We start from the raw sequence: 13,078 nt of genomic DNA on the forward strand, positions 1-13,078 counted from the left end.
GGGTACGGGACCGTAGAAAACATGGATGTTTTCTACGAGCCCCCAAGGATGGGTTTACGGCGTGTCCCGTACCCCCGCACCCGGCGGCCCTCAGACGGTGGGGCGGTGGCCTTGGGAGCAGCCTGCGACACGCCATACGTGTCTGTGCGTCGACCGGGTATGCTTCGGTCGTATGCCTTACCCGGACTTTCCATGAGCGACACCCCCCGCATCGCTTTTCTGGCCAGCAGCACCGAGCCCGCGCAGCAGGCCCTGGCGCTGATGCTGGCCCGCCACGGCGCATGCCCGCCCGAGGAGGCCGATGTCCTGTGCCCGCTGGGCGGTGACGGCTTCCTGCTGCAGACCCTGCATCGCCACGGCGCGCTGGGCAAGCCGGTGTTCGGCATGAAGCTGGGCACCGTGGGATTTCTGATGAACCAGTTCCGTGACGACGACCTGCCGGCGCGGCTGGCGGCCGCCGAGCCGGCCAACCTGCGGCCGCTGGAGATGCTGGCGTTGACCGAATCGGGAACGACCACCGGCTCGCTGGCCTATAACGACGTCTCCCTGCTGCGCCAGACCCGCCAGGCCGCGCATATCGGCATCGATCTCAATGGCCAGGAGCGGGTTGCCGAGCTGATCGGCGACGGGGTTCTGGTGGCCACGCCCGCTGGCAGCACCGCCTACAACTATTCCGCGCATGGCCCGATCCTGCCGCTGGGCTCGCATACCATCGCGCTGACGCCATTGGCGCCGTACCGCCCGCGCCGCTGGCGCGGGGCGATCCTCAAAGCCGATACCGAAGTCCGTTTCCGGGTGCTGGACCCCTACAAGCGCCCGGTCAGCGTCACCGCCGATTCGCATGAGACCCGCGACGTGGTCGAGGTGACCATCCGTGAGTCGCGCGAGCGCCGGGTGACGATGCTGTTTGACCCGGAACACAATCTGGAAGACCGGATCCTCAGCGAACAGTTCATGTTTTGACGGACAATAGCTGGCCGGCCGACCTGGCCGCATTGGATGGCTGACCGACATGGGCGACAACACCCCCCGCTTGCTGACCGTGGCCGTGACCTCGCGCGCCCTGTTCGACCTGGAAGAGGGTCACGCGCTGTTCGAGGCGGAAGGCGTGGATGCCTACGCCGAATACCAGCGCAAGCATGAGGACGATGTGCTGCGCCCCGGCGTGGCCTTCCCGGTGGTACGCAAGCTGCTGGCGCTCAATCAGGGCCAGTCGCCGGAGTCGCCGCGGGTGGAAGTGATCCTGCTGTCGCGCAACTCGGCCGATACCGGGCTGCGCATTTTCAATTCGATCCAGCACTACGGGCTGGGCATCATCCGGGCCACGTTCACCGCCGGCGAGCCGACATGGCCGTACGTGAAGCCGTTCGGCACCGACCTGTTCCTGTCGGCCAACCCCGAGTCGGTGCGGCGGGCGCTGCTGCACGGCATCGCCGCCGCCACGATCCTGCCCAAGCCACCGGGCGAGACCATCGCCGCCGCCGAGCAGCTCGATCTGGGCCGTCCTGCCGGGCAGCTGCGCATCGCCTTCGATGGCGATGCGGTGATCTTCGGCGATGAAAGCGAGCGCATTTCGCGCGAGCAGGGGGTGGAAGCCTTCGGCCGGCATGAGCGCGAGAATGCGCGCGAGCCGCTGAGCGGTGGCCCGTTCCGCAACTTCCTGTCGGCGCTGCACACCCTTCAGGCGGTGTTCCCGGCCGGCGAAGACGCGCCGATCCGCACCGCGCTGGTCACCGCGCGATCCGCGCCGGCGCATGAGCGGGTGATCCGCACCCTGCGCGAGTGGGGCGTGCGCCTGGACGAAGCGCTGTTCCTGGGCGGGCGGCACAAGGGCCCGTTCCTGGAAGCGTTCGGCGCGGATATCTTCTTCGATGATTCGCAGCACAACATCGACAGCGCCCGCCAGCACCAGAGCGTGGCCGCCGGCCATGTGCCGCATGGCGTCGCCAACGACTGAGCAGTCACTGCAGCGGCAGCACGATGTTGACCAGCTTCCAGCGCAGTCCCTGACGCTGCAGCACGAACACCACCGGCGCGCCGTCCGGCGTGCGCGTGGTGGCGGTGAAGCGCGACAGCGATTCAAAGTGGTGTTCGGCGTGCTGCAGCGGGCGCGCGGCGCGCGGCGCGGCGTAGGCGTCGTCGCGTTCCAGATCGTTGCTGGCGCGTTTCCACAGCGTGTGGCCCTCCAGCAGGGCGCCGATCCCGGTCGGGGTCACCATCGCATCCACGGCCGTGCCGGTGAGCGTCTGGCTGGCTGACAGCAGCAGCGCGCCGACCATGTTCGACTGTACGTCCGGCCCGGCGCGCCGCACGACATAGTCGTTGAGCTGTGCGCGCAGATTCGCGCGCAGCAGCGGGAAGTCCACGTAGCGGTCGAGCCGTGCGGTGTCGCGGGTTTCGATGGCCTGCGCCAGGCCACGCACGGCCAGGTAGGGACCACTGAACCAGGCGCCAGCCAGCAGCACCACGATGGCGAGCAGCAGCCAGGGAAGTTTCTTCATGCGGCGGGGTACCTCCAGGAAAACGGGAAAAGCTTGCCGCAGTCCGTGTCGGTTGACGTGAAGGCTACTGGCTCGGCGACGCGCCGGTCCGCTGGAAGGTGGTCACCAGCCGCTCGCGCTCCGGCGGCGTCAGTCCGTCCACGCGCGTGTCGAGCACCTGGTCCAGACTGGCGATCCGGGTGGTGCCGAGCACGCCGCTGGCGACGGCGGGGTTCTGCAGGACGTAGGCGAACGCGGTCTGCGCCGGTGCCTGCGAGTCAACGCCGGCGATCGTGCGCTGCATCGCCTTGGCGCTGCGCATCAACGCGCGACTGGAGGGCTTCAGCCAGGCCCGCGCCAGGTACCACGCATCGGCCAGCCGCGGCACGCGCGGCCGGGCCGGAAGCAGGTGACCCTGGGCCAGGACGGTGCCGGCGAGCACGCCGATGCCGGCGGCGTGCATGGCGGCGATGAGCGGTTCGCGGTCCTGCTGCAGGGCGTTGTAGTCGATCAGGGCAACGTCGAACGGACCGCGGCGCTCGGCCAGGTGCCGCATCACCGCGCCGGTGTGGGTATTGATGCCAAGCAGGCGGAACATGCCGCTGCGCCGCATGCGCTCCAGCGCGGTCAGCAGTTCATCGCTTATCTGCTCCAGGCCGATGCCGTGCAGCTGGAATATGTCGAGGTGGTCGCAGTGCAGGTTGCGCAGCGAGGCCGCGCAGCTGCGTTCGATGGCCGCGGGGGAGAAATCGCGCTGCTCGGCACCGCTGATGCCGGCCTGGCCGGTCAGGGTGCCGGCCTTGCTGGATATCACCAGGCCATCGCGCGGATGCGTGGCAAAGGCGCGCTGCAGGATCCGGCCCAGCCGCGGTTCGGCGTTGAAGGCCGCGTAGTTGTGGCCGGTGTCGAACAGGGTGACCCCGCGCTCCAGGGCGCGGCGCACGATGCGTTCGGCCTCGGCTTCGGGGAAGCGCCGGTTGCCCCAGAACCCCGAGCAGCCCAGGCCGATCTGCGAGACCTGCAGCCCGCTGCTGCCCAGCGCGCGGTAGGTCATCGGCGGTGCGGCCGGGTGGCCCATCGTGCTCAGAACTCCAGATCCAGTGCGGCGCAGAGGTAGTCCACGAACGGCCCCAGCGTGGCCAGGTCGGCGGCGATGGTCTGGCGCAGGCGCGGGCCGGTCATGGTGGCGTCGTCCAGCGCGCGCCAGAACACCCAGTTGCGGTGCTTGAGATCGTCGATGAACTCGAAGTCGGCGTCGAAGCCGCGCGGTGCGCGCACCAGCTTCTCGCTTTCCTCGAAATCGAATTTCTTCCGCAGCGCCGGCGCGTGCGCGGCGGCCTTCCAGCTGCCGGGGTTGTCGACGATGAAGTGCCGCACCTTGCGCTGCGTGGCCGGTTCGGGGTGCCACAGGCCCGCGCCGACGAAGCTCTCGCCGGGCTGCAGGTGGATGTAGAACGACGGTGCCGGCACCTGCTTGCGGCGCTCATGGAACAGGCGGGCACCCTGCCAGGTCTTGTACGGCGACTTGTCGTTGGAGAAGCGCGCGTCGCGGTAGATGCGGAACAGCGACCCGCCCACGCCGCGCGGATCGGCGCGGAAATGGTCGCTGACCGTGGCCAGGTCGGGCTGCAGGTCGGCAATCAGGCGCAGGAACGGCTGCCGCACATGCTCTTCGTACTGCGGCTTGTGTTCGTTGAACCAGCCCTTGTCGTTGTTGCGCGCCAGACCCCGCAGGAAGGTCATGCTTTTGGGACTGAAATAGCTGCTCACAGGCTCTGCTCCAGTTGGGTGCCCCAATCACCGAGCTGCGCCAGCAGGGCGAGCTTGGCAGGATCGGCGGCATGTTCGATGGCCAGGGCGTCCAGCTGCGCACGGAACTCGGGCAGGGTCTGTTCGCCCAGCGCGGCGTCGCCCAGCAGGCGCTGCCGCCGGTAGTCGTTCCAGCGCCCGCGCTCGGTGGCATCGAGCGTCTGCGGGTGGTTGCGCGCACGGTAGCGGAACAGCAGCTCGGGCATGCGCGGGTCTTTCAGCCGCTCGGCGAAACCGGCCAGCTCGGACGGTGGGCTGGTGCGCAGGCGGGTCATGAGGGCCTTGTCGCCGTCGGCGAGGAAACCGTCGTACAGCGAGGCATCCACATCGCTGACCGTGGCCGTGCGCTCGCCGCCGTACACCTGCCTGACCTTCTCGACCAGCGCCGGACCGGCCTCGCGGACCCGCGCGGCGTTGGCGTCCACCGCGGCCGCATCGATGCCCAGGCGGGCATGGTCGGCCGGGCGCAGGTGGTTCCATGCGACCAGGGCCGGCACCTTGTTCAGGTGCACTTCCTTGAGCGGCACGCGCTGCTCGCCCTCGGCCAGGTCCGCCGCCCGCGTATACAGGCGGGCGGCCAGGGTGTCGGCCGGCAGCGCGAGCAGGCCGTCGATGTCGCCTTCCAGATCCAGCGCGATGATCCGGTTGTTGATGTACGGATGCCGCGCGATGGGCAGCACCGGCGCGGCGCACATGCGCTGGGCGGGGTAGCGCATGGACACGTGCAGCACCGGCTGCAGCGCGTCCACGTCGAGGAGGCCGGCGACGAAGCGCTTGTCGCGCAGCTTCAGCGCGTACTCCCACAGCCGCGGCTGCGACTGCTTGAACAGCCGCGCCATGCCGATGGTGGCGTGCACGTCCGACAGCGCCTCGTGCGCATCGCCTTGGCGGACGTCATTGGCCAGCGCCAGGTGTTCGAGTTTGAACGAGGTGGCGCCGTCTTCGCGTTGCGGCCACACAATGCCGTCGGGGCGCAGCGCGTGCACCAGCCGCAGCATGTCCAGCAGGTCCCAGCGCGAGTTGCCGTTGCGCCACTCGCGCTCGTAAGGATCGTAGAAGTTGCGGAACAGGCCGTGGCGGACGAACTCGTCGTCGAAGCGCAGCGTGTTGTAGCCCAGCGTGCAGGTGCCGGGGCGCGCCATCAGGTCGTTGATCCGGGAGAACGCCTCGGCCTCGCTGACGCCTTCGGTCAGTGCGTGCTGCGGGGTGATGCCGGTGATCAGGGTGGCGACGGGCGAGGGCAGCAGGTCGTCGGCCGGCTTGACGTAGAAGCTCACCGGTTCGTCGATGATGCGCAGGTCGGGATCGGTGCGGATCGCGGCGAACTGTGCGATGCGCGTGCGACGCGGGTCCTGGCCAAAGGTTTCCAGGTCGTAGAACAGGAAGCTGTCGGCAGCCATCAGTGCGCGCCCTCCAGCACCGGCAGCTGCGCATGCACGACGCGCTCCAGTGCGTTCCAGTCGACGTGGGCCAGGCTGTCGTGGCCGGCGGTGGCATCCTCGAGGATGCGCCGTTGCAGGTCGGTGCGCGCCAGGGCGACCGCATAGGGCGTGTGCAGGAAGGTCACCATCGTGTAATGCGGCACGAAGCGCGTCGGCCAGCGGGCCTGCAGGGCCTGTTCGAGCTCGCGCTGCAGCAGGAACGCCGGGTCGGCGACGCGGTCACGCATTTCCAGGTAGTTCTCCAGCGCCATCTGCTGGATCGCCTCGGCGTTGGGCTTGCGGTCGCGCTCGAAGGCGGCGAACGCCTCGGCGAGGGTGTCCTGCTCGAGCAGGTGTCCGGCAAGGGCAACGCAGTCTTCGAAGGCGCAGTTCATGCCCTGGCCGTGGAAGGGCACCATCGCATGGGCGGCATCGCCGAGCAGCACGGCGCGGCCCTGCAGGTGCCAGTGCGTGAGGTGCAGCGTGCCGAGCAGGCCGGGAGGATGCTCTTCCCAGTCGCGGCGCAGGTTCGGAATCAGCGCCAGCGCGTCGGGGAAGTCGCGTGCGAACAGTGCTTCAGCCTGGGCACCGGTGGTGGTGGTGGCGAAACTGGGGTCGCCGGTGTTGGGCAGGAACAGGGTGACGGTGAAGGTGCCTTCGTCGTTGGGCAGGGCGATGCACATGTAGTGGCCGCGCGGCCAGATGTGCAGGGCGTTGGCCTCGATGCGGAAGCTGCCGTCCGGGCCCGGCGGAATCTCCAGTTCCTTGTAGGAGTGGTCGAGGAACTCGATGCGCTCGTCCAGCGGCTGCTTGCGGTTCATCGCCGCGCGCAGGGCCGAGCCGGCGCCGTCGGCACCGATCAGGGTGTCGAAGCGGATATCGTGCGGCTGGTCATCGCGATCGTCGATGAAGCGCGCGTAGCCGGCGTCGAAGTCCACGGTATGCAGGCGGCGGTGGAAGTGCACGCACGCACCGGCGTCTTCGGCCAGCTGCAGCAGGGTGGTGTTGAGGTCCTTGCGATGGATGGACCAGATCACTTCGCTGTCGTCGCGCCCGTAGCGCTGCAACTGCGGTGCGCCGTCGCGCGGATGGATCATGCGCCCGCGCATCATCACGGCCTTGGCCATCACCGCGTCCTCGACGCCGGCCTGGCGCAGGGCGTTGCGGCCGCGTTCGGCGAGGGCGAGGTTGATCGAGCGGCCGGACTCGTAGTCGCTGATGCGCGGGTCGCCGCGGCGCTCGTACAGGGTGATCCGCCAGCCTTGGCGCGACAGCAGGATGGCCAGCAGGGAACCAGCCAGGCCAGCGCCGATGATGCTCAGCGAGCGGGAGGGGGGTGCGATCAAGACGGTGTCCTTAGAGGCCGGCCCAGGCTTCCACTTCTTCGACGAAGTGGTGCAGGTCGAGGTAGCGGTTGTACAGCGGGGTGGGCGAGATGCGGATGACGTCGGGCTCGCGCCAGTCGCCGAGGACGCCGACGGTCTGCAGGTACTCGAACAGGCTGCGGCCACGCTCGCGGCCGCCGGCCACGCGCAGGGAAAGCTGGCAGCCGCGACGCTCGGGGTCGGCGGGTGTCAGTACCTGCAGCACGCTGGGCAAGCGCGCACGGACGAGGGCGTCGAGCATGCCGGTCAGGCGCAGCGATTTGGTGCGCATGGCGTCGATGCCGCCGGCCTTGTCGACGATGTCGAGGGAGGCGCGCAGGGGGGCGAGGCCGAGCACAGGGGGATTGCTGAGCTGCCAGCCCTCGGCGCCGACGGCCGGCACGAACTGGGGGGCCATTTTGAAGCGGGTGGCCTCTTCATGGCCCCACCAGCCGGCGAAGCGCGGCAGGGTGGTGTCGCGGTGGTGGCGTTCGTGGACGAAGCAGCCGGCCACGGCGCCCGGACCGGCGTTGAGGTACTTGTAGTGGCACCACACGGCAAAGTCGGGAGCGATGTCGTGCAGCTGCAGCGGGACGTTGCCGACCGAGTGGGCCAGGTCGAAGCCAACGCGCGCACCCTGCAGGCGTGCCATGCGGGTGATGGCATCGAGGTCGAAGACCTGGCCGCTGCGGTACTGCACGCCGGGCCAGAGGACGAGGGCGAGGCGGGGGCCGTGTTCGACGATGGCGCGCTCGATGGCCTGCATCGACAGGGTGCCGTTGGGTTCGTCGGGCTGCACTTCGACCAGGTCGGTGGCCGGATCGAAGCCGTGGAAGCGGATCTGCGATTCGACGGCGTGGCGGTCGGTGGGGAACGCGCCGGCTTCGATGAGGATGACGGGGCGCTCGGCAGTCGGCCGGTAGAAGCTGACCATCATCAGGTGCAGGTTCACGCTCAGGGTGTTCATGGCGACCACTTCGCTGGGCAGGGCGCCGACGACGCGGGCAAGCTGCTCGCTGACCAGACGGTGATAGCGCAGCCACTGGGTGTCGCCGGTGAAGTGGCCTTCGACGGCCAGGCTGGCCCACTTGTCCATGACCTCCTGGACGGCCGCACGGGCGCCACGCGGCTGCAGGCCGAGGGAGTTGCCCACGAAGTAGGTCTGGTCGCGATGGTTGTGCTGGGGAAAGACGAATTCACCGCGCAGCGCGCGCAGCGGATCGGCGGCGTCCAGGGCAACGGCGTGGGTGCGGCTGAGGATCTCGGACATGGTGCAACCGGCGGTGACAGTGACCGACAGTTTACCGGCTGCCGAGGCGCACAGGCTCAGCCACCCACCCTTCCACGGCCGCACCCCCGTAGAGCCGAGCTCTGCTCGGCTGCTCTCCGTTCCGCGCCCGCACCCCCGTAGAGCCGAGCTCTGCTCGGCTGCCCTCCGTTCCGCGCCCGCAGCGCATCGGTGCGCAACAGCAACAGCAACGTCGCCGTGAGCGCCGCCGGGTGGCGGGATGCGGCTGGGGTGCCGGGACACGCTGCAAGTACGTCCCTGTAAGCTCCATCGCCGCATCCATGCGGCGAAAGGTCCCATTCACCCAAACGCCCCACAACCAGGGCGTGCCTCTCCTCGCCGCCCCCTCCCCCCCCCCTCCTCCCCCCCCCTCCCCCCCCCCCCCCCCCCACCCCGCCCGGACACCGTGTCGGCGCGCACGGGGAAAGCGGAAGGCGCAGGCAACAGCAACAGCAACATCGCCGCCTGCGCCGCAGGGTGGCGGGATACGGCTGGGGTGCCGGGACACCGTCTCGACGCGCACGGGAAAAGCGGAAGGCGCAGGCAACCTGGCGGGGGAGGCTTCACCCCGTAGCGCCGAGCTCTGCTCGGCTGCTCTCCGTTCCGCGCCCGCAGTGCGTCCGCCGAAGAGCGCCCCTCACAGGCCGCAGACGCTGCGTCAGCCCTCGACCGCGACCTTGGCCGGCAGCGGGTCGATTTGCCCGCAGGCATCGCAGGTGCGAAGCTCGAGGGAGGCGTGGTAGCGGGCGAACACCTTCGGCAGATCCGTCTCGATGTTCTCGAGCGCGAAATACTCTTCGTACAGCTTGTGGTTGCACTGTTCGCAGAACCACATCAGGCCATCCTGCTCATGCGCCAGGCGCTTGCGCTCGACCACCAGGCCAACGCCGCCCGGCGGGCGACGCGGCGAATGCGGCACCTTGCCGGGCAGGAGGAAGATCTCGCCGGCGCGGATCGGGATGTCGCGTACCGCGCCGTCTTCCTGCACTTTCAGCACCATCTCGCCCTCGAGCTGGTAGAACCACTCCGGGCCTTCGTCGTAGTGGTAGTCGGTGCGGCTGTTCGGCCCACCGACGACCATCACGATGAAGTCGCCGTTCTCGATCATCTTGTTCCCCACCGGCGGTTTGAGCAGGTGGCGGTGTTCCTCGATCCAGGCCAGCAGATTGATGGGGGAGGCGAGCATGGGGGCGGTTCCGTAAGAGCGGCGGTCAGTCGCGGCGGCCGTGGCGCGGGACGTAGGACAAGGCCTTTTCGTAGGCCGGCTGCAGGTCTTCGGGCGCGCCGACATCGATGCCCATTTCACGCACGCGGCCGTCCTTGAGGCTGTAGACCCAGCCGTGCACCATCAGCTTCTGGCCACGCGCCCAGGCATCCTGCACGATCGTCGAGCGGCAGGCGTTGACCACCTGCTCGATCACGTTCAGCTCGCACAGTCGCGCGTGCTTCAGGTCCGGCTCTTCGATGGCATCCATGATCGCGGCGTGCTTCTGCGCCACATCACCGACGTGCCGCAGCCAGTTGTCGGCCAGGCCGACGCGGGTGTTGTTGAGGCTGGCATGCACGCCGCCGCAGCCGTAGTGGCCGACGATCAGGATGTGCTTGACCTTGAGCTGGTCCACGGCGTACTGGATCACGCTCAGGCAGTTGAGGTCGGTGTGCACCACCACGTTGGCGACGTTGCGGTGCACGAACACTTCACCCGGCGCCATGCCGATGATCTGGTTGGCCGGCACGCGCGAATCGGAGCAGCCGATCCACAGGTACTCGGGGTGCTGCTGCTTGGCGAGCTGGTGGAAGAACTCGGGATCTTCCTTCTCGATCCGGTCGGCCCATTCGCGGTTGTTCTGCAGCAGCTTGTGGATGTCTTTCATGGTGCGGTGTCCCTGACGTCGGGTGGGGGCAAGGCGCGGCCGGGATGGTCGCGTCGTCGCGGGAATCGGGAAGGTCAGTCGTCGGCAGTGCCGTCGTCGCGGCGCCAGCGCATCCACTGCGCCAGTTCGCGCGAGGCGGGCGCCTGCAGCGCCGACAGCGCGTCGATCACGCTGCGCTGGTTGGCCTCGGGATGATTCTGGCTGAGCTTGAGTTTGATCTGCACCTGGTCGGGCCGGAAACGGAACCCGACGATGCCCGACAGCATGCGACGCTGGCGCGGGTCGATCGGCTGCAGATCCCAGTCGCCGCCAACGCCGGCTTCGTAGTGCGCGCTCAGGCCGTCGAGCATGGCGATCAGCGCATCCGGATCGTTCACCGGCTCGAGCACGCCGCGCAGTTCGGCGGCCGCATAGTTCCAGGTGGGCACGCGGGCCTGGGCGTCCTTGTCCGGATACCACCCCGGCGAGACGTAGGCGTGCGGGCCGTGCACCAGCAGCAGCGCCGGTCCGGCATGGCCGGCCTGCGGGTTGGGACGCGCCCAGTGGCCCTCGATCAGCATGCCGTCGCCGTCGCGCCGGTACAGCACCGGCAGCCGCGTGGCCTGGGGCAGGCCATCGGCACCGGTGGTGAGCAGGGTCACGAAAGCATCGCGCGCCAGCAGCCGGTCCAGCCAGATCAGGTCGGTCTCAGCGAAGGCGGACGGGATGAACATGGTGGGTCAGGCGCGGGCGCCGAGACTCTGCACCATGCGGCAGTGCAGGTCGGCATCGCTGGCGGCCTGCGGCGGTGCCACCTCGTGCAGCGAGAAGCCGCGGATCAGTGCGTCTTCTTCGTCCAGGCCGTCGTAGGCAACGAAGTCGGCGTCGAACAGCTGCGAACGTGCGGTGTCCTCGCTGTCATAGCTCAGGGTATTGCCGTCGCTGTCCAGCACTTCGGCGGTGCCGGCCGGCCGGATGCGCAGGCGGGCCCAGATCAGGGTGTTGCCGAGGCTGGCAAGGAACCACTCGTCGCGGTGGGAAGTGTCGTCGTTCATGTCGTTACCATCGAAAGCAGCCAGAGCAGGGCGGCCATGCCCAGCCCGGCCAACAGGGTCAGCAGGGAAACCCACGCCGGGGCGGCCAACCCGGACAGCGAGCGGTCCGGGCTGAGCCGGTAGTCGCGGCCCAGCAGCCAGCGCAGCGCATCCGGGCGCAGGAAGGCACCGCTGCCGAAGCGTTCGGCGAGCGCCGGGTGGCGGTCGCGGATGTGCACCAGGGTCAGCGGCCAGAAGATCACGAAGGCACTGAACCCGGCGATCGCCACGCCGACGAAACACAGCGCGAAGAACAGGGTCATGGGCTCGGTGCCTCCGTGGTGGGATCAGAACTCGGCCGTACCCGGTGCGCGCGGGTAGGGGATGGCGTCGCGGATGTTGCCCAGCCCGCACACGTAGACCACCAGGCGCTCGAAGCCGAGGCCGAAACCGGCGTGCGGCACCGAACCATAGCGGCGGAAGTCGCGGTACCAGCCGTAGTGCGCCGGGTCCAGGCCGAACTGCGCCATGCGCGCGTCGAGCACGTCCAGGCGCTCTTCACGCTGGCTGCCGCCGATGATCTCGCCGATGCCCGGCGCCAGCACGTCCATCGCCGCGACGGTCTTGCCGTCGTCGTTGAGGCGCATGTAGAACGCCTTGATGTGCTCGGGGTAGTTGGTGACCACCACCGGGCGACCGATGTGTTCCTCGGTCAGCCAGCGCTCGTGTTCGGTCTGCAGGTCCAGGCCCCATTCGACCGGGAAGTCGAAATTTTTGCCCGAGTTCTGCAGCAGCTTCACCGCCTCGGTGTAGTCGATCTGTTCGAACGGGGCGTTGATGAACGCCTCCAGCTTGGTGATCGCGTTCTTGTCCACGCGCTCGGCCAGGAACGCCAGGTCATCGCCGCGTTCGTCCAGCACCGCACGGAACAGGTACTTCAGGAACTGCTCGGCCAGGCGCGCGTCTTCGGCCAGGTCGGCGAAGGCGATTTCCGGCTCGATCATCCAGAACTCCGCCAGGTGGCGGGTGGTGTTGGAGTTCTCGGCGCGGAAGGTCGGGCCGAACGTGTACACCTTGCTCAGTGCCAGGCAGTAGGCCTCGACGTTGAGCTGGCCGGACACGGTCAGGAAGGTTTCCTTGCCGAAGAAATCGCGGCTGAAATCCACCTCGCCCTTTTCGTTGCGGGGCAGGTTGGCCATGTCCAGGGTCGAGACCCGGAACATCTGGCCGGCGCCCTCGGCGTCGGAGGTGGTGATGATCGGGGTGCTGATCCAGTTGAACCCGTTCTGGTGGAAGAACCGGTGCACGGCCTGGGACAGGCAGTTGCGGATGCGCGTGACGGCGCCGAACAGGTTGGTGCGCGGGCGCAGATGCGCCACTTCGCGCAGGAACTCCGCGCTCATCGGCTTGGGCTGGATCGGGTAGGTCAGCGGGTCCTCGACCAGGCCGACGATCTCGATGTCGCTGGCCTGGATCTCGAAGGACTGGCCCTTGCCCTGGGATTTGACCAGGGTGCCGCGGGCGATCACCGAACAGCCCGGGGTCAGGCTCTTGATGTCGTCGAAATTGGCCAGCGTGTCATTGGCCACCACCTGGATGGGGGCGAAGCAGGAGCCATCGGTGACATTGACGAAGGCAAGCGCCGCAGAGCCGCGCACCGTCCGTACCCAACCGCGTACGGTTGCCTCGCCGCCTTCCGGGATCTTCCCGGCAAGCGCATGTTCAACGCTGACCACCGTCATGACTTGAATCCTCTGTTGATCGACTCGATCTGTGAACATGCAGTTTAACGGGAGCGGTGTTCGGCGTGCGAGGCATTTTTCGCGGTG

Annotated in this window: 14 protein-coding genes; 2 read left to right on the top strand and 12 right to left on the bottom strand. The window is 68.4% G+C overall.

The annotated features are described in order from the left end of the window. Nucleotides 1-192 precede the first annotated feature (192 nt). Complete coding sequence (locus tag ACO6VK_RS06995; RefSeq protein WP_422506183.1) at nt 193-963, top strand: NAD kinase; 771 nt, start codon at nt 193-195, stop codon at nt 961-963. A 49-nt stretch (nt 964-1,012) separates the two neighbouring features. Continuing rightward, nucleotides 1,013-1,957: a 5'-nucleotidase gene (locus ACO6VK_RS07000; RefSeq protein ID WP_422506184.1), complete on the top strand. Its 945-nt coding sequence runs from the start codon at nt 1,013-1,015 to the stop codon at nt 1,955-1,957. A 4-nt stretch (nt 1,958-1,961) separates the two neighbouring features. Here the strand turns inward: ACO6VK_RS07000 and ACO6VK_RS07005 are convergent, their stop codons facing one another. The 12 genes from ACO6VK_RS07005 to asnS form a co-directional block, all read right to left on the bottom strand. Further along, the gene (locus ACO6VK_RS07005; protein ID WP_422506185.1) at nt 1,962-2,501 is read right to left on the bottom strand and encodes a DUF2939 domain-containing protein; all 540 of its coding nucleotides are present in this window, start codon (nt 2,499-2,501) and stop codon (nt 1,962-1,964) included. Nucleotides 2,502-2,565: 64 nt separating this feature from the next. Continuing rightward, the gene (locus tag ACO6VK_RS07010; protein WP_422506186.1) at nt 2,566-3,558 is read right to left on the bottom strand and encodes an aldo/keto reductase; all 993 of its coding nucleotides are present in this window, start codon (nt 3,556-3,558) and stop codon (nt 2,566-2,568) included. Nucleotides 3,559-3,563: 5 nt separating this feature from the next. Beyond that, nucleotides 3,564-4,250 (bottom strand): DUF2461 domain-containing protein, encoded by a 687-nt coding sequence (locus ACO6VK_RS07015; protein ID WP_422506187.1) that lies wholly within the window; start codon nt 4,248-4,250, stop codon nt 3,564-3,566. Beyond that, nucleotides 4,247-5,689: an exodeoxyribonuclease I gene (sbcB, locus tag ACO6VK_RS07020; protein WP_422506188.1), complete on the bottom strand. Its 1,443-nt coding sequence runs from the start codon at nt 5,687-5,689 to the stop codon at nt 4,247-4,249. The genes ACO6VK_RS07015 and sbcB overlap by 4 nt, the downstream gene beginning before the upstream one ends. Next, complete coding sequence (locus tag ACO6VK_RS07025; protein ID WP_422506219.1) at nt 5,689-7,053, bottom strand: FAD-dependent oxidoreductase; 1,365 nt, start codon at nt 7,051-7,053, stop codon at nt 5,689-5,691. Before ACO6VK_RS07025 ends, sbcB begins: the two co-directional genes overlap by 1 nt. A gap of 13 nt (nt 7,054-7,066) precedes the next feature. Next, the gene (kynU, locus tag ACO6VK_RS07030; RefSeq protein ID WP_422506189.1) at nt 7,067-8,344 is read right to left on the bottom strand and encodes a kynureninase; all 1,278 of its coding nucleotides are present in this window, start codon (nt 8,342-8,344) and stop codon (nt 7,067-7,069) included. 676 nt (nt 8,345-9,020) lie between these two features. Next, a complete protein-coding gene (locus tag ACO6VK_RS07035; protein ID WP_422506190.1) occupies nt 9,021-9,548 on the bottom strand; it encodes a 3-hydroxyanthranilate 3,4-dioxygenase in 528 nt (175 codons plus the stop codon). A gap of 25 nt (nt 9,549-9,573) precedes the next feature. Continuing rightward, nucleotides 9,574-10,236 (bottom strand): carbonate dehydratase, encoded by a 663-nt coding sequence (gene can / locus ACO6VK_RS07040; RefSeq protein WP_422506191.1) that lies wholly within the window; start codon nt 10,234-10,236, stop codon nt 9,574-9,576. A gap of 74 nt (nt 10,237-10,310) precedes the next feature. Continuing rightward, nucleotides 10,311-10,949, bottom strand: coding sequence for an FMN-binding negative transcriptional regulator (locus tag ACO6VK_RS07045; protein WP_422506192.1), 639 nt, complete (start codon nt 10,947-10,949; stop codon nt 10,311-10,313). A 6-nt stretch (nt 10,950-10,955) separates the two neighbouring features. Continuing rightward, nucleotides 10,956-11,270, bottom strand: coding sequence for a hypothetical protein (locus ACO6VK_RS07050; RefSeq protein ID WP_422506193.1), 315 nt, complete (start codon nt 11,268-11,270; stop codon nt 10,956-10,958). Continuing rightward, a complete protein-coding gene (locus ACO6VK_RS07055; RefSeq protein WP_422506194.1) occupies nt 11,267-11,572 on the bottom strand; it encodes a hypothetical protein in 306 nt (101 codons plus the stop codon). Before ACO6VK_RS07055 ends, ACO6VK_RS07050 begins: the two co-directional genes overlap by 4 nt. Before the next feature lie 24 nt (nt 11,573-11,596). Beyond that, nucleotides 11,597-12,991 (bottom strand): asparagine--tRNA ligase, encoded by a 1,395-nt coding sequence (gene asnS, locus ACO6VK_RS07060; protein ID WP_422506195.1) that lies wholly within the window; start codon nt 12,989-12,991, stop codon nt 11,597-11,599. Between the last annotated feature and the right edge of the window lie 87 nt (nt 12,992-13,078).

It is taken from the genome of Stenotrophomonas sp. GZD-301, assembly GCF_049310345.1.
GTDB lineage: Bacteria > Pseudomonadota > Gammaproteobacteria > Xanthomonadales > Xanthomonadaceae > Stenotrophomonas.